Source organism: Aquabacterium sp. (assembly GCF_021768455.1).
Taxonomy (GTDB): domain Bacteria; phylum Pseudomonadota; class Gammaproteobacteria; order Burkholderiales; family Burkholderiaceae_C; genus Aquabacterium.
The window spans coordinates 38930-59017 of record NZ_JAIZVX010000004.1 but is presented as its reverse complement, the minus strand read 5'-3'; the positions used below and the strand labels follow the sequence as shown (position 1 = coordinate 59017).

19 protein-coding genes are annotated in these 20088 nt (G+C 64.3%); 7 read left to right on the top strand and 12 right to left on the bottom strand.

What is annotated here, in order from left to right; translation table 11 throughout:
* On the top strand, positions 1-1175 hold a 1175-nt coding region (locus tag QZ994_RS01270; protein ID WP_290867195.1), incomplete at its 5' end, for an MFS transporter.
* 23 nt (positions 1176-1198) lie between these two features.
* Here the strand turns inward: QZ994_RS01270 and QZ994_RS01265 are convergent.
* On the bottom strand, positions 1199-2416 hold the full coding sequence (locus QZ994_RS01265; RefSeq protein ID WP_290867192.1) for an AGE family epimerase/isomerase: 1218 nt from the start codon (positions 2414-2416) through the stop codon (positions 1199-1201).
* Positions 2417-2463: 47 nt separating this feature from the next.
* On the opposite strand from QZ994_RS01265, the gene QZ994_RS01260 reads away from it, so the two are divergent.
* The gene (locus QZ994_RS01260; protein WP_290867189.1) at positions 2464-2820 is read left to right on the top strand and encodes a RidA family protein; all 357 of its coding nucleotides are present in this window, start codon (positions 2464-2466) and stop codon (positions 2818-2820) included.
* Here QZ994_RS01260 and QZ994_RS01255 read toward each other — a convergent pair.
* Positions 2805-3710, bottom strand: coding sequence for a bestrophin family protein (locus QZ994_RS01255; RefSeq protein WP_290867186.1), 906 nt, complete (start codon positions 3708-3710; stop codon positions 2805-2807). The genes QZ994_RS01260 and QZ994_RS01255 overlap by 16 nt on opposite strands.
* A gap of 112 nt (positions 3711-3822) precedes the next feature.
* Positions 3823-4506, bottom strand: coding sequence for an alpha/beta hydrolase (locus QZ994_RS01250; protein WP_290867183.1), 684 nt, complete (start codon positions 4504-4506; stop codon positions 3823-3825).
* 231 nt (positions 4507-4737) lie between these two features.
* On the opposite strand from QZ994_RS01250, the gene QZ994_RS01245 reads away from it, so the two are divergent.
* Complete coding sequence (locus tag QZ994_RS01245) at positions 4738-5412, top strand: XRE family transcriptional regulator (RefSeq protein ID WP_290867180.1); 675 nt, start codon at positions 4738-4740, stop codon at positions 5410-5412.
* A 96-nt stretch (positions 5413-5508) separates the two neighbouring features.
* On the opposite strand, the gene QZ994_RS01240 is transcribed toward QZ994_RS01245, so the two are convergent.
* On the bottom strand, positions 5509-5727 hold the full coding sequence (locus QZ994_RS01240) for a molybdopterin-binding protein (protein ID WP_290867179.1): 219 nt from the start codon (positions 5725-5727) through the stop codon (positions 5509-5511).
* A gap of 251 nt (positions 5728-5978) precedes the next feature.
* Here QZ994_RS01240 and QZ994_RS01235 point away from each other — a divergent pair, with 251 nt between their 5' ends.
* On the top strand, positions 5979-7205 hold the full coding sequence (locus QZ994_RS01235; RefSeq protein WP_290867177.1) for a sigma-54-dependent Fis family transcriptional regulator: 1227 nt from the start codon (positions 5979-5981) through the stop codon (positions 7203-7205).
* Positions 7206-7370: 165 nt separating this feature from the next.
* Here QZ994_RS01235 and QZ994_RS01230 read toward each other — a convergent pair whose 3' ends face one another.
* The 8 genes from QZ994_RS01230 to QZ994_RS01195 form a co-directional block, all read right to left on the bottom strand.
* Positions 7371-8411 (bottom strand): sulfate ABC transporter substrate-binding protein, encoded by a 1041-nt coding sequence (locus QZ994_RS01230; RefSeq protein WP_290867174.1) that lies wholly within the window; start codon positions 8409-8411, stop codon positions 7371-7373.
* Positions 8412-8522: 111 nt separating this feature from the next.
* Complete coding sequence (locus QZ994_RS01225) at positions 8523-9374, bottom strand: cytochrome b/b6 domain-containing protein (protein WP_290867172.1); 852 nt, start codon at positions 9372-9374, stop codon at positions 8523-8525.
* Between the two features lie 24 nt (positions 9375-9398).
* Positions 9399-9890: a rhodanese-like domain-containing protein gene (locus tag QZ994_RS01220; RefSeq protein ID WP_290867169.1), complete on the bottom strand. Its 492-nt coding sequence runs from the start codon at positions 9888-9890 to the stop codon at positions 9399-9401.
* A gap of 38 nt (positions 9891-9928) precedes the next feature.
* A complete protein-coding gene (locus QZ994_RS01215) occupies positions 9929-10741 on the bottom strand; it encodes an ABC transporter ATP-binding protein (RefSeq protein ID WP_290867166.1) in 813 nt (270 codons plus the stop codon).
* A gap of 81 nt (positions 10742-10822) precedes the next feature.
* Entirely contained in the window at positions 10823-11611 is a 789-nt protein-coding gene (locus QZ994_RS01210) for an ABC transporter permease (RefSeq protein WP_290867164.1), read from the bottom strand.
* A gap of 20 nt (positions 11612-11631) precedes the next feature.
* On the bottom strand, positions 11632-12498 hold the full coding sequence (locus QZ994_RS01205) for an ABC transporter permease (RefSeq protein ID WP_290867161.1): 867 nt from the start codon (positions 12496-12498) through the stop codon (positions 11632-11634).
* A 70-nt stretch (positions 12499-12568) separates the two neighbouring features.
* A complete protein-coding gene (locus QZ994_RS01200; RefSeq protein ID WP_290867158.1) occupies positions 12569-13666 on the bottom strand; it encodes an ABC transporter substrate-binding protein in 1098 nt (365 codons plus the stop codon).
* A 39-nt stretch (positions 13667-13705) separates the two neighbouring features.
* Complete coding sequence (locus QZ994_RS01195) at positions 13706-15313, bottom strand: hypothetical protein (protein ID WP_290867155.1); 1608 nt, start codon at positions 15311-15313, stop codon at positions 13706-13708.
* A 457-nt stretch (positions 15314-15770) separates the two neighbouring features.
* Between QZ994_RS01195 and QZ994_RS01190 the strand changes: the two genes are divergently transcribed.
* From QZ994_RS01190 to QZ994_RS01180, 3 genes are all read left to right on the top strand, one after another.
* Positions 15771-18116, top strand: coding sequence for a DUF1549 and DUF1553 domain-containing protein (locus tag QZ994_RS01190; protein ID WP_290867152.1), 2346 nt, complete (start codon positions 15771-15773; stop codon positions 18114-18116).
* Between the two features lie 40 nt (positions 18117-18156).
* Positions 18157-19608: a DUF1501 domain-containing protein gene (locus QZ994_RS01185; RefSeq protein ID WP_290867149.1), complete on the top strand. Its 1452-nt coding sequence runs from the start codon at positions 18157-18159 to the stop codon at positions 19606-19608.
* 78 nt (positions 19609-19686) lie between these two features.
* Entirely contained in the window at positions 19687-20082 is a 396-nt protein-coding gene (locus QZ994_RS01180; RefSeq protein WP_290867146.1) for a hypothetical protein, read from the top strand.
* The last annotated feature ends 6 nt before the right edge of the window (positions 20083-20088 follow it).

Genomic DNA, 20088 nt, shown 5'->3' with positions numbered 1-20088 from the left:
CCCTCCACACTGGCCGCGCCATGCTGGCCCTGGCCACCGGCAGTTTCGCCATCGGCACCGGTGAATTCGTCATCATGGGGCTGCTGCCCGAGGTGGCCAAAGACATCGGGGTGAGCATCCCCGAAGCGGGCCACGTGATCAGCAGCTACGCCCTGGGCGTGGTGATCGGTGCACCGGTGCTGGCTGTGCTGGCCGCCACCTGGGGCCGTCGGACCCTGTTGATGGCGCTGATGCTGGTGTTCGCCCTGGGCAACTTTGCCAGCGCCATGGCGCCGGGCTACTTCTCACTCAACGGCCTGCGCTTCGTGGCGGGCATGCCGCACGGCACCTATTTCGGTGTGGCCTCGCTGGTGGCTGCGGCCCTGGCACCGGCCGGGCAGCGTGCGCGGGCGGTGGGGCTGGTGATGATGGGCCTCACGGTGGCGACCTTGCTGGGGGTGCCGCTGGCGGCCTGGCTGGGGCAGCACTTCGGCTGGCGTGCCGCCTTTGTGCTGGTGGGGCTCATTGCCTTGCTGGCGGTGGGCCTGATCTACCGCGAGGTGCCCGAGATGGCCGCAGCGGCCGGTGCCAGTCCGATGCGAGAGCTGGGCGCGCTCAAGCGCAAGCAGGTCTGGCTGACCCTGGGCATTGGCGCCATCGGATTTGGCGGCCTGTTCTCGGTGTTCAGCTACATCAAGCCGACGATGACCGAGGTGGCTGGCATGCCGCTGTCGGTCGTGCCCGTGGTGCTTTCGCTGTTTGGCCTGGGCATGATCGCCGGCAACCTGCTGGGCGCACGGCTGGCCGATCGCTACCTGATGAAGTCGGTGGGTGGCATGCTGGTGTGGTCGGCCCTGGTGCTGGCGGCCTTCACCTTCACGTCGCACAGCGTGTGGCTGGGCTCGCTGAACGCGTTCCTGATCGGCACCGTGGTGGCGATTGGCCCGGCGCTGCAGATCCGGCTGATGGACGTGGCCGGTGACGCGCAGACCTTGGCGGCAGCCCTCAACCACTCTGCGTTCAACATGGCCAATGCCCTGGGGGCCTGGCTGGGTGGGGTGGCCATCACAGCCGGCCTGGGCTGGGAGTCGACCGGCTGGGTGGGTGCCTTGCTGGCCCTGGCCGGCCTGGGTGTGTTCGCCTGGGCGGTGGCCGATGCGCGCGCCAGCCGGGTCAGGGCCCTGCCAGCAGCCTGAGGCCCCAGGGCAACGGACCTGGCTCAGCCCTGCGGGGCAAGGGCCTTCAGCACGTCGTGGCAGGCGCCCATGGTGTGGTAATCGGTCTTGCCGGGTGGGCTTTTTTCGTCGCTGAGGTGCTGGTTGCTGGCCGTGAGGATGCGCCACCAGGCGCCGTGCTCGTGGTCCACAAAATGGGCCCAGCTGTAGGTCCAGATGCGCTCGTACCAGTCCCAGTAATGGGGCAGGCCGGTGCGGGTGGCCAGCCAGGCGGCGGCGGCAAGGCTTTCGGCCTGCACCCAGAAGTACTTGTGGTCGTCGCAGACCTCGCCCTCCAGCCCGAAGCCGTAGACCAGGCCGCCGTGGCGCATGTCCCAGCCACGGCGCATGGCCGTATCGAAGAGGTGACGGGCCGTGGGCAGGATCCACGCGGGGGCCAGATCGGGGCCGAGGCGGCGCTCCAGTTGCAGCAGCAGCTTGGCCCATTCGGTCAGGTGCCCCACCTGAAAGCCCCAGGGGCGGAAGATGTTGCTGCGGTCGTGGCGGTTGTAGTCCCAGTCGGCGTGCCAGTTGGCCTGGTAGTGCTCCCAGATCAGGCCTTTGCTCTGGCTGGCCTGGCGCTGGGTGATGGACTCGGCCAGTTCCAGGGCGCGAGCCAGGAAGAGGGGCTCGGCCGTGGCTTCGTGGGCTGCGAGCATGGCTTCGCAGGCGTGCATGTTGGCGTTCTGTCCGCGGTAGGGGCCGACTTGCCAGTCGGGCGTGGCCTCATCGGCGTAGAGGCCGTGCTCGGGCTCCCAGAAGCGGTCTTCCATCAGCTCGAAGGTGGCGTGCAGGTCGGCTTCGGCTTCGCTCACACCGGCCATCAGGGCGTGTGCATGGGCCAGCAGCACAAAGGCCAGGCCATAGCAGTGGTTCGTGCCGTCGACCACGGTGGCCTGACCGTTTCGCCATTCGATCACCCAGGCGTAGCCGCCCTGGGGCTGGGCGTGCGCCGTGTGCAGGAAGCGCAGGCCGTGGCGTGCAGCGGCCTGGTCTTCCGGGCGGCCAAAGGCACGGAATGCCGTGGCGTGGTTGAACACGAAACGCGTGCTGCTGACCAGGTGGCGGGTGTGGACGTCGTAGACGGTGCCGTCACCCTTGAAGCAGTGGAAGAAGCCACCGCTGGCGTCGAGCGCACGCCCTTCGTAGAAGCTCAGCGTGTGCCGGATGTGGGCACGCAGGAAATCGGGCGAGCGGAAGTCGGGTTGTTCTGTGGTGGGCATGGTGTCACGGCATTACGATGCCGGCTTTTGCACGAGGGAATCACGACATGGTGACACGTTTGCATGTGGCCGCGCGGTACAGCGAAGTGGCGATCGCCGGAGGCACGGTCTACCTGGCCGGGCAGGTGCCGGACCAGGCACCCGAGGCCGACATCGAAGGGCAGACGCGCGAGGTGCTGGGCCACATCGATCGCCTGCTGGCCGAGGCGGGCAGCGACAAGACGCAGTTGCTCAGCGTGCAGATCTTCCTGAAAGACATCACCGACATCGGCCGCATGAACGCGGTGTGGGATGCCTGGGTGGTGCCGGGTCACACGCCCCCGCGCGCCACGGTGCAGGCGGCCCTGGCCGACCCGCGCTGGCGGATCGAGGTGGTCGTGGTGGCGCGTCAGCTCAACACGTGATCGATGGGCTGGGGGGCGGCGGGCAGCACGCGGTCTCCCAGCATCTCCAGCACCGCAGCTTCGATGTTGATGGCCATGGCGTTGAGGGCCAGGTCATTGGGCATGGTGCCAAAGGGTTCTTCGATCTCGTCGCTCAGGGCCTCGATGGCGAAAAAGGTGTACGAGACAAAGGCGACCATCAGCGGCGTCATGATGCCGATGGAGTCCAGCAGGCCAAAGGGCAGCATGAAGCAGTAGAGGTAGACCGTGCGGTGCAGGATCACCGAGTACGTGAAGGGCAGGGGCGTGTAGGCGATGCGTTCGCAGCCACCCCAGGCGTCGTTCAGGCCACTGAGGCTGCGGTCGATTTCCGCCAGCAGCATGGGGTCGAGCTGACCGGCCTCGCGGCGTTGGCGCAGTTCGGCGGCCAGCCACACCAGGATGCGCATGGGTCGCGAGCGCCGCTCGGCCAGATCGGCCACCACGTGGGCGGGGAGCAGGCGTTGCAGGTCGGGCAGGGCATCGGTCTGGCGCAGCTGGTGACGGCAGGCGTGCACGAAAGCGATCACGCCCTGGGCGAGGGGACGCGGATCGGCCGGGCTGAAGCCCACGAGCTGGCGGGTCAGGTTTCGGCTGTCGGTCAGCAGCTTGCCCCAGAGCTTGCGGGCCTCCCAGTAGCGGTCGTAGCTGGCACTGTTGCGAAAGCCCAGGAAGATGGCCAGGGCCACGCCCACCAGCGAAAAAGGCACGGCGGTCAGGGTGACCTTCCAGTGCAGCAGCTCACCGTGGAACACCACCACCAGGGCTGAGAGAGCGGTGGTGAAAATCAGCTGCGGCAGGATGCGCAGGATGATGGAGCCGCGCCACACGACGAGCATGCGCAGCCAATTGGGACGGGGGCGGACGATCAAACCAGACCTCGCGGGACCTCAACAGATCCGGCATTGTCTCAGCTTCGCCTGATCGCTCCTTTTTCGCACCCGGTCTCGTCGGGTGATGACGGCGTGAATGTGAGGATGCCGTTCAGATGGCGTAGTGCAGCTCAAGCGGATGTGCTCGGTCGATCCGGCGCTGGCGTTGCTGGTCGCGGATCATCTGGTCCACCAGGTAGCGCGCCAGGGGCCACGGCCCGTGGCCGGATTCGACGTTGATGTGCCCGGCTTGCCCCAGGTTGTGGAAGCGGGCGCCCCAGTGCCCCGCCCAACTGCGGGCACGTTCCAGGGGCATCCACGGGTCGTTCTCGCTGCCAATCAATGTGCTGGGGATGCCCAGCCCCTCTGTGGGCAGCCGTTCTGTCACGTTGAACTTGACGGGATCGGCCGGGGCCACCAACAGGGCGGCGCGGATGCCGCAGGAGGCACCGGATTCGGGTTTGTGAAGGGCCAGGTGGCGTGCCAGGGCCAGGCAGCCGAAGCTGTGGGCCACGGCGACCCAGGTGGTCTTGTCGGACGAGCGGGCGAGCGTCTCTCCGATCTGGTCTGCCCACCGATCCAGTTCGGGCTGGTGCCAGTCGTGCTGTTTGACCCGAACGGCGCCGCGGTATTGCGTTTGCAGCCAGCTTTGCCAGTGCGTGGCGCCGCTGTCGTGCAGGCCCGGGATGATCAGAACCTTGACGGGCTCACCGGCATAAGCACCCGTGCTGCGGGTCAGGCTGGTCCCGTGCGGGTGGGCAGGGTGACGAGACGAGGGCGAGTGAGGTGTGCTCATGGTGGCAAACGGGCTGTGCTCAGGCCGCCATCTTGGTCGGCCTCCCATTGGCGGAAAAGCAATGTGTGTGCATGCCTTTGCTCGAATGGCGCATAAGGCGAGTGGGCAAACCTGATCGATGCTCATGCGCAAAGCGAGGATCCCCATGCGCATTCGGTCGTTTTCTGCGTTTGGCAGGCTGGCTATCGTGGCGGGCAGACATTCCAATCCAGCAGAGAAGAGAGCCACGTCATGAGCACTGCGAACACGGTATGGGCCCAACGCCCGGTCAATGGCCTGCCATGGCGAGCGGTGGCGGTCGATGCGCCCGCCGCATCTTCGTCCCGGGCCGCGGTGAGCGATGTGGCGGTGTCGACGCTGGTGGGCGTCAACCTCAAACGCCTGCGCAAGCAGCACCGCTGGTCTCTGGAGGAGCTGGCGCTGCACAGCGGGGTGTCGCGCGCCATGCTGGGTCAGATCGAGCAGGGCAAGAGCGTGCCCAGCATCAAGACCCTGTGGCAGGTCGCTCAGGCCCTGGCGGTCTCGGTCTCCTGGTTCCTCGAGCCCCGTCACGACCAGTCGGTGCTGTTGCTCAAGCCGCAGGCTCCGCAGCTCACCCGCCTGGCCACAGGACAAGGCGAGTGGCGCGCGCTGCAGCAGGCTTCTGACGGTGTGGGGGACGAGTTCCTGGAGTTGCGGCTCTCGCCCTCTGCGCAGCTGCGCTGGCCCGCACCCTTGCGTGCGCGCCGAGTGAATGTGGTGGTTTCGGCCGGTGTGCTGGATGTGCTGATCGATGAGGTGCCGCACCGTGTCGAGGCCCGTGAAGCCCTTCAGTTTGAAGGCGTTCAGGCGCTGGCCTGGCGCAACGCCGGCAGCACCGAGGTACAGGCTTACGTGGTCGCGCGGGACGTGAACGCAAGGACCTGAACCAAGGTGGCCGCGCCGCCGCCTGGCCGAACGCCGGGTGACGCCCCAACCGACAAGGCCCTGTCCGCAAGGAGAGGGCCTTTTGCCATGGGTGCCTCAGAGCGCGGCGATGGCGACTTCGGTGGACTTCACCAAGGCGATCACTTCCTTGCCGGGCACCAGGCCCAGTTCCTTCACGGAGCGCGTGGTGATGACGGACGTGACCACCAGTCCTGAGGGGGTTTCCACGTCGATTTCGGAGACGACAGGGCCTTCGATGATCTCCTTGACCTTGCCGCGGAACTGGTTGCGGACGTTGATGGCGGTGATGCTCATGGTGCTCCTTTTTGGCCAGAGATGGATGACGAGTCAACAAGGTAGCGCCATGGCTGGCAGGCCGTGAAGTGACGATTTCGCATCCATCGCATCGGGGATCTCATGACGAACCGGGCGGCCGTGTGACTTCGGTGACGCTGCATAAGCACTGTTGAAAATCAAGCTTCTCTTCTGGTTCGGCGCCCTTTACGGTGTCGACTTGTTTGATATGCAGCACCTTGCCGTGCTGCGCCGATCAGAAGAGCCTTCAAGTGGAAAAAGTCCTCACCCTCCCGCAGTCGCCGTCTGCGCCCCTGTCCATCCGGGCAAAGGCGCTGGTCTTTCACGATCCAGGCTCGCTGGCCTTGTTGGAGAGCGTCGAGCGCATTGCCCGCAGCGAGGCCACGGTGCTGGTCACCGGTGAGACCGGCACGGGCAAGGAGCTGATCGCCCGCCACATTCACCACACCAGTGGCCGACGCGGGCCGTTTGTACCGGTCAACTGTGGCGCCTTCAGCGAGTCGCTGATCGATGCCGAATTGTTTGGCCACGAGTCGGGGGCCTTCACAGGGGCTTCGCAGGCTCGCAGTGGCTGGTTCGAGGCCGCCAATGGCGGCACGCTCTTTCTGGACGAGATCGGCGACCTGCCCATGGCCTTGCAGGTCAAGCTGCTGCGCGTGTTGCAGGAACGCCAGGTGGTGCGCCTGGGTTCTCGCCGGGCGATCCCGCTCGATGTGCGCCTTGTGGCGGCGACGAACATCGACCTGGCGCGTGCAGTGGAAGCGCAGCACTTCCGGGCTGACCTGTATTACCGACTGAGTGTGGCGAGTGTGCGCCTGCCCCCATTGCGCGAGCGGCCGGCCGACATCCTGCCTCTGGCCCGGCATTTCATCGAGGTGCACCGCACTCGCCTTGGGCAGACGGACGTCCAGATCACGGAAGAGGCCCAGCTGGCGCTGCTGCACTACAGCTGGCCGGGCAACATCCGCGAGCTGGAAAACGTCATCCACTTTGCCCTGATCGTGTGCCGAGATCAGCTGATCCGCACGGAGGACATCCGACTGGTGCCGCTGGTGGGACAGGCGCAGGCACCAGGTGCGCCATTGAGCGTGGGAGGGCTGGGGAGGGTTCGCGAAGCCGATACCCCCCAGCGGGTGGTGCCGTCCGAGGTTGTGGTGGCTCCGGCAGAGCCTCTTGCTGGCGCATCGGTGCTGCCCGGTCCTTTGGATGTGGCCGCAGTGGATGTGCCGCCCCTGGATCGCCTGGTCGAGGCCTGGCGGGCCTTGTTGGACGCCGGCACGCCTGACCTGTTCGACACGGTGGAGTCTGCGCTGATCCACGCAGCTTTTGCCCACAGCAAACAGAACCAGGTGCGCACGGCCAAGGCCCTGGGCATCACGCGCAACATGCTGCGGACCCAGCTCAAGCGCCATGGCCTGCTCGGGGCACAGGACGAGGGTGAGGAGTCTGAAGCGGTGAACCTGGCTCAGCCGGCCTGAACGCGCGGCGGCGTCCCGCGGCGCGCCCCAACAGGCAGCCCCCAGTGCCTCGCCGGCCTGGGGGCTTTGTCTTGCGTCCTGAAGGCCTCTCGCATGAAAAAAGGGCCTGTCTGACAAGACAGGCCCCTTTGTGAAACCAGGTCCGTTTGGGCCCGGTGTCTGGCATTACTTCTTGGTGTAGATCTGGTCGAAGACGCCGCCGTCGGAGAAGTGGGTCTTTTGGGCCTTGGTCCAGCCGCCGAACACCTTGTCGATGGTGAACAGGTCGATCTTCTGGAACTGTTTGGCGTACTTGGCTGCAGCCTTCGGATCGGTCGGGCGGTAGAAGTACTTGCCGATGATGTCCTGGCCTTCAGGCGAGTAGAGGTACTCGAGATAAGCCTGGGCCACGGCGCGGGTACCACGCTTGTCCACGACCTTGTCGACCACGGCCACGGGCGGCTCGGCGAGGATGCTGGTGGCTGGGTAGATGACGTCGAACTTGTCTTCGCCGAATTCCTTCTTCACCAGGCCCACTTCGCTTTCCCACGACAGCAGCACGTCTCCCAGGCCGCGCTCTGCAAAGCTCACGGTGGCACCGCGTGCGCCGGAGTCCAGCACAGGCACGTGCTCATAGAGCTTGCCGATGAAGGCGCGGGCCTTGGCATCGTCGTTGTTGAACTTCTTCAGGGCATAGCCGTAGGCGGCCAGGTAGGCCCAGCGTGCGCCACCCGACGTCTTGGGGTTGGCGGTGATCACGGCATTGCCGGGTTTGACGACGTCGTCCCAGGTCTTGATGTTCTTGGGGTTGCCCTTGCGAACGATGAAGACGATGGTCGAGGAGTAGGGGGTGCTGTTGAACTTGAGGCGGCTCTGCCAGTTCGGCGCGATCAGACCTTTTTCAGCGATTGCGTCGATGTCGTAGGCCAGGGCCAGCGTCACGACGTCGGCTTCGAGGCCGTCGATCACCGAGCGGGCCTGCTTGCCCGAACCCCCGTGGGAGGCCTTGATGGAGACGTCGTCGCCCGTCTTGGCCTTCCAGTACTTGGCGAACGATGCATCGATGGCCTGGTAGAGCTCTCGCGTGGGGTCGTAGGACACGTTCAGCAGGGTGATGTCCTTGGCTTGGGCCACCGCGGGCAGCAGGGCAGCCGAGGCGGTCAGCACGGTGGCGGCGGCCACGGCCAGGGCGTTGAAGGTGCGGCGGGTGCGAGATGGAATGGTCATGGTCATGCGGGGGTTGTGAAGCGATGAAGGCATTCTGGTTTTCAGTGCATCAACGCGGAACGAATGAAAAAAACCTTGCTTATGCGGCGTCTGAATATTCGAGCGGCCAGCTCACCAGGCCGGCGCGGTGGTTTGGGAGGCGCCTGCTGACGCCGCAGCGGAGGCCGGTTCGGCGGCATCTGCGGCATCTGCGGTTTTCGCTGTGACGGAGGTGTCCGGGGCCGGGTCTTTGGCCGCCGGGGTGTCGGGCGACAGGAACACGCCGTTGGCCGCGCAGACCGCCAAAGCAGCCAGGGCGACCGACACACCAAAGACCACCGGGCCACCGCCGCGGGTCGACTCACCCAGGGGTGTTTCCTTCCAGCCCGTCACCATGGGTTTGACGAGGTTGTCCTTCTTGGCGCGGGCGTAAAACACGATGGCCAGCACATGCAGTCCGATCAGGACAAACAGCAGGTTGGCCAACTGGTGGTGATAGCCCGTGAGCTTTTGCTGCCACGACTCGCTCACCAGGCTCGCCAGGGGGCCGAGGAAGGCGATGTCGTCGTTGGTGAACAGGCCCATTCCAGCCTGAACGGCCAGCACCCCCAGCAGGCCAAACACGGACAAGGCTCCGAGGGGGTTGTGCCCCACGCCTTGCCAGCGGCCTTGCACATACGCGAGGATGCGTGCCGGAGTGGGCAGAAAGTGGCTGAACCGCGAGTGGGTCGAGCCCACCAGCCCCCAGACCAGGCGGAACGCCACCAGTCCGACGATGGCCAGACCTGCCTTGGCATGGATGCCCATGAGGTCCCCACCGATCTTCCCGCTCACGATGGCCGTGGTCACCGCGGCCAGCAAGGACCAGTGGAACACGCGCAAGGGCAGGTCCCACAGGAGGATGCGTCGGGCGCCCGATCTGGTGGTCGGGTGCGGCGTGGGCGTCTGGGTTGACGCGGTGTCGAGGGGCTTGCTCAGGCTCATCGTGGTGCTCGGTGTCTGCCAGGTTTACTTGGACGCGGCCGATGCGGCGGGTGCCGGTGGAGACACCTTGACGATGGTTCCGCCCGCTTCACGGTAGTCCTCGCTGCCCGTGGCGCCTGCGACCTTGTAGCCGGCTGCGGTCAGGATGTCGCCTGCTGCACCGGCGCGGTGGGCGCGGTTGGACACGGTCAGGATCACGCGGTCCTTGGGGATGTACTCCAGCAGTTCGGGCAGGTCTTTCAGTTGCAGGTTCAGGTAGGTGGCGAAGCTGCCGTACTTGACCAACTCGTCCGGGCGGCGCAGGTCGATGATCAGCAGCTTCTTGGGGTTGCCCAGGAGCTTGTCGACCTCGTTGCGGTTCAGTTGTTTGGTCTTGTAGGTCCAGGGCGGAGCGACGTAGGCCGGTGCCGACGCCGTGGAGGCAGCTGGGGTGGCGGCGCTGGCAGCCTGTTGGGCGTGGGCGGCGATGCCGGAAAAAGCCAGGGACAGGGCCAGGATCAGGGAAGTGCGCTTCATGGGCGGTTGCTTTCGTTGTGGGTGAAAAAAATCGGGAATCAGGCGGCGAGCGGATCGCTGGAGCGCTCCAGGCGCTCGCTGACGGTGGCGTGGTTGATCTCGTGGCTGAATTCGCTGAGCACGTCGTCCTTGACGGCCACGAACTCCGGGTCGTTGCGGTCACGGGGGCGATCGAGGGGCACGCCCACGATGCGCTTGATGCGACCGGGGCGTGGCTGCATCACGACGACGCGGTCGCCCAGGTAGACGGCCTCCTCCACGTCGTGGGTGACGAGAATGGCCGTGATGCCTTCGGCCTGCCAGATGCGTTGCAATTCCTGCTGCAGGCGCGTGCGCGTGAGGGCATCCAGCGCACCAAACGGCTCGTCCAGCAGCAGCACTTCAGGGCGGTTGACCAGGGCGCGTGCAATGGCCACGCGTTGCGACATGCCGCCCGACAGCTGGTAGGGATAGGCCTTCTCGAAGCCCTTGAGGCCAACCAGCGAGATGTGCTCCTGCACGCTCTTGTCTTTCGAGGCTTGCGAGCCGGGCGCGTTCAGCAGGCCCAGCGCCACGTTCTGTTCCACCGTCAGCCAGGGGAAGAGACGGTGTTCCTGGAAGACGATGCCGCGCTCCAGGCTGGTGCCGACGATGGGTTTGCCATCGAGCAGCAGCTTGCCTTCGTAGCCCTGTTCCAGACCGATCAGCAGGCGCAGCAAGGTGGACTTGCCGCAGCCGCTGGAGCCGACGATGCTGAGGAATTCGCCTGGCCGAATGGACAGGGAGATGTTGTCGAGGACGGTCAGGGGCTTGCCCTTGACGTCGTACTGTTTGCGCAGGTTCTGGATGTCGATGGTGCCGGCGTGGGCCATGGGGTGTCCTTTCTGGGCCTGGTGAAGACTTCAGGCTCTATGCAATGAGAGCGCGGTGGGGCGAAGGTGTGAAAAAGCCGATCAGGTCGGGGCAGGGCGCCAGCGCAGCAGGCGACGCTCTGCCTTGTCGGCCAGGCGATTGAAGACGTTGCCGACCAGGCCGATCGAGATCAGTCCGAACAGGATCAGCTCGATGTTGAAAGCCATGCGGCCCTTGAACACGATGTTGCCGATGCCGTGGCCATCGTTGACCAGCAGGTATTCGGCGCCGATGGTGGCCAGCCATGCGTAAATCAGGCCCAGGCGCAGGCCGCCGATGATCTGCGGCGAGGCCGCAGGCAAGACCAGCTTGAAGAACAGCTGGGAGCGGGTGAAGCCATAGACCCGCGCCACTTCGGCATGGGCCAGGCTCACGCCGCGCACGCCTTCCAGCGTGCCCAGCACGACGGGGTAGAAGGCCGAGAAGGCGATGAAGATGACCTTGGACAGGTCACCCGTGCCCACGATGGCCGAGAGCAGCGGCAGCCAGGCAAACAGCGAGATCTGGCGTGCGGTGTGGAAGGTCGGGCCCAGCAGCTTGTCGGCAAGGCGGGAGGTGCCGATCAGCGCGCCCACGGCCACGCCGATCAGCGCGCCAATGGCGAAGCCAGACAGATCGCGCCACAGGCTCAGGGCGATGCCCAGGTAGTAGCTGGGTTCGGCCAGTTCACGAGCCGCTGTGGTGAGCACGCCCTGAGGAGGCACGATCAGCCTGGTGTTGACCAGGTTCAAGGCCGTGACGGCATACCAGACCAGCACAAAGCCGATGGGCAGGACGAGGCCGCGCCAATCGAAGCGACTGGCTTGAGTGGTGGGGGAGGTGTCGGACATGAGGAGGTGCTCCGCGTGGGTCAGAAGGCCGAACGGCGCCAGCCTTGCAGGCGGGATTCGATGAGGCGCAGGGTGAGCTCGATGGCGATGCCCACCACGCCGATGGCGAGCATGGCAACGATCACCATGTCGATCTGGCTGAGCGAGCGGCTGTAGGCCATGAAGAAGCCCAGCCCCTCACTGGAGGACAAAAGCTCGACGAAGATGACCGAAAGCCACGCTTGCATCACGCCCTGGCGCAAGCCCGTGAAGAGGCTGGGCACGGTGGCGGGCAAGACGATGCGGCTCAGGGTCTGGAAAGCGCTGAACTGGTAGACGCGGCCGACTTCCAGCAGCGCTTTGGGAATGTTGGCGATGCCGCTGAGCGTGTTGAGTGCCATGGGCACGGTCACGGCGATGGAGACGGCGGTGACCTTCAGGCCCTCTTCGATGCCGACGAAGATGATGAGCAGCGGGATCCAGCCCAGAACCGGCAGCTGGGCCAGGACGTCGAAGGTGGGGAACACATAAGCCTTGAAGCGGCGCGAGAGGCCCATGCCGAAGCCGAGTGCCAGGCCCGCACCGCCACCGATCAGCAGGCTCCAGGCGACGCGCTTGGCACTGACCAGCACATGGCCTTGGAGTTCACCGCTGTCGAGCACGATGTTGAGGGACTCCCACACAAAAGCAGGCGAAGGCAGGATCTGCTCTGCGATCCAGTGGCGGTCTGCTGCCAGCCACCACAGGCCGAAGATGAAGGCTGGCAGCAGGCTGCCGAGCAAAATGGTGCCCAGTGTCCGGACCGTTGCGATGGCGGCGTCATGGGCTTGCTGGCGCCAGGTGGCGGGCAGCGATGTTGTTGGATTCAGGGATGGAAACACGTGGGGATCGTCGGTCGAGGCACTCATGGGGCTTGCTCCGCAGGCGGTGGGGAAGGCCACTGGCGGGTGCCAGTGGCCATGTCGCGTCAGGCCGCGATCAGGTGCGCGTGAACTTGCCGTCGGCGCCCTGGGTCGGCCAGTAGGTCTCCAGCTTCAGATCGGCCAGGGCCTTGTTCAGGTACTTGGGCTCGATCCAGCTGTCGAAGTCGAAGTCACGGCGGGTGAGGCGGTACTTCTTGGTCTCGGCAATGGCCTTCTTGATCTGCGCCTTGTAGAAGTCGTCCAGCAAGGGGTTGTGGCGAACGCGCAGGTCCTTGACGCGGTCCCATTCCTTCTTGTTGTCGATGTAGGCGTTGGAGCCCGAGCGGGTCCAGTACTGGTACTGGGTCTCGCGGTTGGCTTCCTGCGTGCTCCAGTGCGCCACCTTCACCACGCGCGTGACGATGCGCTGAACGATGTCGGGGTACTGCTGTTCGAAGGCTTCACCCACCCAGACCGTGCCCGGGGTGTTGATGTTCGGGTCGTCGTGCACTTCGGCGATCCGCTTGGTCACGCCACGGGCTTCCAGGCCCCAGGGGGTGTCGATGGCGCCAGCGATGTCGCCAGTGGCCAGCGAGGCGCGGCGGTCGTCAGTAATCTGGCTGATGATGCGGAATTCCTTCTCCGGCTCGTTGAAACCGTGCTTGGCCAGGAAGCGGTACAAGGTGAGCTGACCCGCCGTGCCCTTTTGCACCGACAGGGTCTTGCCCTTCAGATCGGCGACTTCCTTGGCGGCGGAAGCGGCGGGGGTCAGCAGGTAGACGTCGCCACCGCGACCCGACGACAGCAAGATCTTGTGCTTGAGGCCGGTGGAGCGGCCCACGATCAGGGGCAGGTCGCCGTGGCCAAAGCAGAAGTCCAGCAGGCCGTTGGCGAAGGCCTCGTTCAGAGCCGGACCCGCGCCCACGTAGTACTTCCACTCGATCTTGATGTTGTCGGCCTTGAACTCCTTTTCCAGCTCACCCAGGAACACGGTGTTGGCGGTGAATCCTGAAGTGGGCAGGGGGCGACCACCGGTGCCGGCACCGGGGAAGCCGATGCGGATGGTGGTGGGCTTGGCAGCGTCAGCGGCTCGGGCGGTACCCGAGGACAGGCCAATCAGGGCGGGGGTGCCCAGGCCAGCGAGGAGGGCGGAGTTGAATGAGCGGCGTTTCATGTTTTGGTGCTCCTTGAAGAGGATCGGATCGGGCGCGAATCAGAAGCCAGCGACGAACTGGGCCTGCAGGCCATTGGCGCGCTTGGGCAGGTCGGCGGTGTTGGCCTGGTTGCGGTCTTTGAAATAGTTGATCTGGAAGCGGGTGGTCTCAGCGAAGAACACGTTCAGGCCAAAGGTGTTGCGGTATTGCTTGTCGTTGACGACCTTGCTGGACAGGTTGGGGTCGAAGGTGTCGATGCGCACGAAGGCCTGGAAGGACGTGGGCCAGTAGTCGTCGAACTTGCCTTGTTGCTTCGAGCTGTTGAGGAACTGCTCGCCGAAGGTGTAGCCAAAGTTGATGTATTGGCCCAGGCCGCGTTTAAAGCCATCGGTATTGGTCGCCAGGTTGGCTGTGGTCGGTGAGAGTTCTTGCTTGCCACGTGCCCATTCGTAAGAGATGGAGTAGGGCAGGTGCGTCCAGTTCACGTCGAAGCCGGTGATGTTGTTCTCACCCTTGTAGCCAGTGGTCGTGGTCGTTGCACCATTCGGCGCGATCGTCGGGCTGCGCTTGTAGTAGGTGGCACCGATCTGGAGTTGGCGCAGCCAGCTGGTGTAGTCCACGGGCAGCGTCAGTGCGAGGCGGGCGATCCAGTCGCGTGCGTTGTTGTTGTCGTTCTTGTTCGGACCATTGCCGTTGAAGAAGCCCAGCGAGTAGCCCAACAGGGGGGCTCGGTAGTTGTTCGTGAAGTCGACGTAAGGGTCGTAGTCGCCCTGAACCAGCACACCCACTTGGCGTGTGCCAACGTCCAGTCCTGAAACGAACAAGGCGCTGTTGATCACGGCTCGCACTTCGGGGTCCAGCGCAGGGGCATCGAGGCCGAAAGGCACGGCCTGCTGACCCAGGGTGATGGTGCCTTGGCGGTCTTCCAGGTTGCCGGTGGAGGGCTCGTAGCTGTAGCGCACCCAGGCATCGGTCAGGTTGACCTGCGAGTTGGCCGTGGCGTTGGTACCGGTGGTGCCCACGTTCAGCGCCAGACGGTAAGTCAGGTTGCGGCCTTCGCCGTAGTCGCGATAGAGGTTGCCAGCGAGGTTCAGTGTGGCTGTGGGAGCCCGGAAGCCGCTGCTGCGGGGCTCGGCAGGGGCCGAGTTGGTGGCTGCGGTGGTCTGGGAATCACCGGCCTTGAAGGCTGGATTGCGGGTCTCATAGCCCACCGTGACGGTGCCGCCGATCTTGGTGTTGCGGGTCACGCTGGGAATGGTGCGTTCCTGCAGGCGCGATTGGTCGTACTTGTAGTTCTCGAGGTCGGTGCGCAGGCCCTGGATGTCGGCCTTGGAGGCCGCGGTGCGGGCGTCGATGGACTCCTGGCTTTCACCCTCGGCGCCCTCGGTGGTGGTCACCGAGGCGGTGGGCTGTTCAGCCGGCTGCTTCTTCACGAAAGCGCGCAGCTCTTCCAGTTGCTTGCGCAGTTCGTCGACCTGGGCCTTTTCCAGCGCCGAGGTGTTGCTGCTTTGTTGGCTGCGGAGGGACTGCAACTGCTTGCGCAGATCTTCCACCGTGCCCTTGAGGCTCTGGACTTCCTTGCTGCTCGGTTGTGCCGCCAGGACGTGGCCGGAACCGAGGGAGATCAGCGCGGCGGCGGTCAGCGTTGTTATTTTGAACGGGTGCACTATCAATACTCCTGATGAAGAGGACGTTTTGTTTTCACGTGGCTCCATTCATAGCAGTTACCGTGCCTGAGTTATTGCTGGTTTATTGGATTGATTCAGGGCGTTTTGATCTGCGGGTGTTGAGAATCAAACACCTTGCTGTTGAGATCTGAGCAATGCGCTCTTGTTTTGCTGCAGATGCATTGATGCAAATTCCAGATAAGCATATTCAATTTGAAAAGATGCATTGAAATCAATGATTTGCGTATTTTGATGTGCGGAATTGGCGCTTGTCTTGTGTGGCGCGCCAATTGCTAATAGAGGCACTTGCTTGAGCTGGAGGGGCCTGTGTGTCTTGCCTGCTTGACGGTTTGCTTTGATTCAAGTGGTGTTGGGTGGGGTCATTTTGAGATTGGCCTGCATTCTCGGAAACAGAGTGAGCAAATGCGCTGAGCGCCTTATGTACTGGGATAATGAAATGAAAAAGTCCATCTATATCTCGATTCTTCTTGGCTCTTTCGCCCTGCAGGGTGTGACGGCTGAAACCGTGGCCGTGGCCCAGGTGGCCAAAGCCGCTCAGACGGCATCGACCAAGGCCTGGTCTCCCTACCAGCCCGTGAAGGATCCGGCGGTGCCTGCCGTCAAGCAAAAGGGCTGGGTGCGCTCACCGATCGACGCCTTCGTGCTGGCGCAGCTGGAGGCCAACGGTCTGAAGCCTTCGGCCGAGGCCGATCGCGCCACGTTCATCCGCCGCGCCACGCTGGATGCCTGGGGCTTGCTGCCGACGCCGGAAGAGATCAAGGCCTTCGTCAACGACAAATCGCCGCAGGCCTACGAGAAGCTGGTTGACCGCCTGCTGGCCTCTCATCACTTTGGCGAGCGTCAGGCGCGCCGCTGGCTGGACCTGGCTCGCTATGCCGACAGCACGGGCTTCCAGAACGACAACACCCGCCCCAACAACTGGCGCTATCGCGACTACGTGATCAACGCCTTCAACAGCGACAAGCCGTTCAGCCGTTTCATCCAGGAGCAGGTCGCTGGTGACGAACTCTGGCCGGCCGACCAGAACGCCCGCATTGCGACGGGCTTCCTGGCGGGCTACCCCGACAACTTCAACTCGCGTGACCTGGTGCAGCGCAAGTACCAGATCGAGACCGACATGACCGACCTGGTGGGGGAGACCTTCCTGGCGGCCACCGTCGGTTGCGCACGTTGCCACAACCACAAGGCCGACAAGGTCAGTCAGAAGGAATACTTCCAGCTGCAGTCCTTCTTTGCGAACACGGCTTTCAACGAGAAGGCGCCTTTGGACAAGGGCAGCGAGACCGATTTCGACAAGGCCTACCAGAAGCAACAAGCCGTCTACAACGAGGCCACGAAAGAGATCCGGGCCAAGCAGAAGGCCATCCTGGACAAGGTTCGTGAGGCCGGCCGCAAGTACTACAACGAGCGTTACCTCGATGACAGCCGTGCCGCCATCTTCAAGCCAGAGTCGGAATGGAACGCGCTTGACAAATGGGTGAACTGGCGCAAGCAGGCGGTGGCCACCGACAACGAGATCGTCAGCTACCTGCGTGACACCGCCGAGGAAAAGACACGCCCCGACTACAACGAGGCCCATGTCGACCTTTGGAAGCAGTACAAGGCCCTGCAGGAAGAGATCAAGCAGTTCGACAAGCTCAAGCCGGCCAAGGGCAGCAACTGGGCCACCACCGCGCTGGAGCTGACCTCCACCGATGTGCCGCCCACCCATGTGCGCTTTGGTGGCATCCACGAGCGTCCGCTGGAGGCCGTCAAGCCTGCCATCCCGGCGTTGTGGGGTGGCAAGGGTGAGGTGGCGATCACGCCGACCGAGAAGTCGTCCGGCCGCCGTTCAGCCCTGGCCCAATGGCTGAGCAGCAATGACAACCCGCTGACCGCCCGCGTCTACGTGAACCGCGTCTGGGCGCAGTACTTCGACAAGGGCATCATCGCCACCGTTGCCGACTTCGGCCGTGCCGGGCAGAAGCCGACCCATCCTGAACTGCTGGATCACCTGGCATCCGACTTTGTCGGCAACGGCTGGAGTGTCAAGAAGCTGCACCGCGACATCCTGCTGTCTGCGACCTACCGCCAGTCCTCGGACGAGCGCCCGGATGCGGTCAAGGTGGACCCGGAAAACAAGCTGCTGGCGGTCTACCCGCGCAAGCGCCTGGAAGCCGAGGTGATCCGCGACTCGCTGTTGTACGCATCGGGCCTGCTGGTTGACAAGGTGGGGGGGCCTTCGGTCTTCCCGCCTGTGTTGAAGAGCGGTGACGTGGGCAAGTCGCAGGATTTTGCCGGCAACCGCGCCTGGACGGTCTCTGAGGAGAAGGAAGACTGGTACCGCCGCAGCCTCTACGTGTTCACCCGCCGCAGCTTCCCGTATCCGATCACACAGAACTTCGACCCCGCCAACCCGAACAACCCGCACCACAAGCGTGACGTGACCACCACGCCGCTGCAGGCGCTGACCCTGTTCAACAGCGAGATCGTGTTCGATTGGAGCCAGGCCCTGGCTGGTCGCGTGATCAACGAAGCCGGCCCGAGCGAAGACGCCCAACTCAACCGCGTCTACGAGATCCTGTTTGCCCGCCAGCCTAGCAAGGCAGAGCGCACAGCCCTCAAGCAGTTCCTCGCCGATGAGCAGATCGCCATCCGCCAGAAGGCTGCCGGCGGCAAGTTCGAGGTGGCCGTGCCTGCTGGTCTGAAAGACACCAAGTCCTACGACCCGGTGAAGTCCGCTGCCTTTGTGGACCTGGTCCACACCGTCGCGAACTCCAACAGCTTTGCCTACCGCTTCTGAGTCCCTCCATTCCCTCTCACAAACAAGACAAGGACACATGATGAGCAACGATCAACGCCGTGCTTTCCTTCGCAACGCCGGCCTGGGCCTGGGCGGTGCCACCCTGGGTGGCTTCATTCCCGGCATCGGCCATGTCAGTGCCGCCACCGCGGCCGAACTGGCCGATCCGCTGGCCCCCAAGGCCTCTCAGTTCCCCGGCAAGATCAAGTCGGTGATCTGGTTGCACCAGAACGGCGCGCCCTCGACGCTGGACCTCTACGACTACAAGCCCACGCTGGAAAAGCTGGCAGGCCAGACGGTGCCGGCCTCTTTCCTCAAGGGCATCAAAACCAGCACGCAGGGTGGTGTCGGCAAGCTGTTCGCCTCCAACCAGCGCACCTGGAAGCAGTACGGCGAGAGCGGTGCCTGGTTCTCCAACCTGCTGCCCAACCTGGCCAAGCAGGCCGACAAGCTGACCTTCATCAAGTCGAGCACCACCGTGGGCGCCACCCACGACATCTCGATTCTGAAGCTCAACACGGGTGACCTGAACCCGGGTCGTCCTTCGTTGGGTGCCTGGATCACCTATGCCTTGGGTTCGGCCAACCCCGATCTGCCGCCTTATGTGGTGCTCTACAACGGTGACCGTGAGCCTTCTGCGGGATCGGTCAACTGGGCGTCGGGCTTCCTGCCTGCGGTCTACCAGGGCACGGCCTTCCGTCCTGGCGACAACCCCATCCTCTACCTGACCCGTCCCGAGGTGCGTGACGCCCAGCAACAGCGCAAGTCGCTCGACCTGCTCAAGCGCCTGAACCTGCTCGGCGCCGAGCAGTACCCTGCCGACACCGAACTGCGCGCCCGCCTGCAGTCCTACGAACTGGCCGATCGCATGCAGACCGCGGCGCCGGCTGCCGTGGACATCACCAAGGAAAGCGCTGCCACCAAGGAGCTTTATGGTCTGAACGACAAGACCAGCCAGAGCTATGGCGAGGTGCTGCTGCGCGCCCGCCGCCTGGTGGAGCGCGGTGTGCGATTCGTGCAGGTGGTCTCGGGCTTCCCTGAGGGGGCCGACATCGACCGTCAGAGCTGGGACGCTCACAGCGAGCTGGACCAGAACCACGCCGTCATGGCCCGCATGGTGGACAAACCGATTGCCGGCCTGCTGCACGACCTGAAAGAGCGCGGCCTGCTCGATACGACCCTGGTGGTCTGGACCTCGGAGTTCTCGCGTACATCCTGGGGCGAAAGCGGCAGTGGCCGAGACCACAACCCCTGGGGCTACACCCAGTGGCTGGCTGGCGGCGGCCTGAAGGCCGGCTTCACCTATGGAGAGACCGACGACATCGGCCTGCAGGTGGCCGACAAGGACAAGGCCGTGGACACCTACGACCTGCACGCCACCGTGCTGCACCTGATGGGACTGGACCACCTGAAGACGACCTTCATCCACAACGGCCGCTCGGAGCGTCCGACCGTGGTGTACGGCAAGGTCATCAAGGACATCCTGGCCTGACACGGCCCCTGGTGATCACCTGGTCGGGCCATGGTCCCGGCCAGGTGGCACCCCAGCCAAGCAAGAGATGAGAGAGAGATGCGCAGGACATTGACGACCTTGGCCGCTGCGGTGGCGTTGGGCACATTTTTGATCGGGGTGGTGCATTCGGCTGACGAAGAGGAACTCAGCACCGACCTCATGCAGTCCATCGAGGACACCAACAAGAGCCTGGCTTCCAACATCGCGACCCAGAACGCCATGGGTGCGACCTCGGACGCGAAAGAGCTGAACGAGATGTTCAGCCAGGTCGAGACCTTCTACGTGCACAAGTCCGATGCGGTCGACGCGGTGGAACTGGCCCGCAAGAGCAAGAACCTGTCCGCCGAGATCATCAGGCAGGTCGACGCCAAGGCCTTCGACAAGGCAACCAACACCGCGACCGACCTGTCTCGCGCATGCAAGACCTGCCACAACTTCTATAAGAAATCCTGAAAGCAC

What these genes read in the sequence shown, in the direction of transcription:
- QZ994_RS01265 (WP_290867192.1), bottom strand. Translation starts at nt 2,416, where the DNA reads ATGCCCACCACAGAACAACCCGACTTCCGCTCGCCCGATTTCCTGCGT.
- QZ994_RS01215 (WP_290867166.1), bottom strand. Translation starts at nt 10,741, where the DNA reads ATGGCCCACGCCGGCACCATCGACATCCAGAACCTGCGCAAACAGTAC.
- QZ994_RS01245 (WP_290867180.1), top strand. Translation starts at nt 4,738, where the DNA reads ATGAGCACTGCGAACACGGTATGGGCCCAACGCCCGGTCAATGGCCTG.
- QZ994_RS01225 (WP_290867172.1), bottom strand. Translation starts at nt 9,374, where the DNA reads ATGAGCCTGAGCAAGCCCCTCGACACCGCGTCAACCCAGACGCCCACG.
- QZ994_RS01180 (WP_290867146.1), top strand. Translation starts at nt 19,687, where the DNA reads ATGCGCAGGACATTGACGACCTTGGCCGCTGCGGTGGCGTTGGGCACA.
- QZ994_RS01240 (WP_290867179.1), bottom strand. Translation starts at nt 5,727, where the DNA reads ATGAGCATCACCGCCATCAACGTCCGCAACCAGTTCCGCGGCAAGGTC.
- QZ994_RS01250 (WP_290867183.1), bottom strand. Translation starts at nt 4,506, where the DNA reads ATGAGCACACCTCACTCGCCCTCGTCTCGTCACCCTGCCCACCCGCAC.
- QZ994_RS01230 (WP_290867174.1), bottom strand. Translation starts at nt 8,411, where the DNA reads ATGACCATTCCATCTCGCACCCGCCGCACCTTCAACGCCCTGGCCGTG.
- QZ994_RS01205 (WP_290867161.1), bottom strand. Translation starts at nt 12,498, where the DNA reads ATGAGTGCCTCGACCGACGATCCCCACGTGTTTCCATCCCTGAATCCA.
- QZ994_RS01200 (WP_290867158.1), bottom strand. Translation starts at nt 13,666, where the DNA reads ATGAAACGCCGCTCATTCAACTCCGCCCTCCTCGCTGGCCTGGGCACC.
- QZ994_RS01185 (WP_290867149.1), top strand. Translation starts at nt 18,157, where the DNA reads ATGAGCAACGATCAACGCCGTGCTTTCCTTCGCAACGCCGGCCTGGGC.
- QZ994_RS01210 (WP_290867164.1), bottom strand. Translation starts at nt 11,611, where the DNA reads ATGTCCGACACCTCCCCCACCACTCAAGCCAGTCGCTTCGATTGGCGC.
- QZ994_RS01190 (WP_290867152.1), top strand. Translation starts at nt 15,771, where the DNA reads ATGAAAAAGTCCATCTATATCTCGATTCTTCTTGGCTCTTTCGCCCTG.
- QZ994_RS01260 (WP_290867189.1), top strand. Translation starts at nt 2,464, where the DNA reads ATGGTGACACGTTTGCATGTGGCCGCGCGGTACAGCGAAGTGGCGATC.
- QZ994_RS01220 (WP_290867169.1), bottom strand. Translation starts at nt 9,890, where the DNA reads ATGAAGCGCACTTCCCTGATCCTGGCCCTGTCCCTGGCTTTTTCCGGC.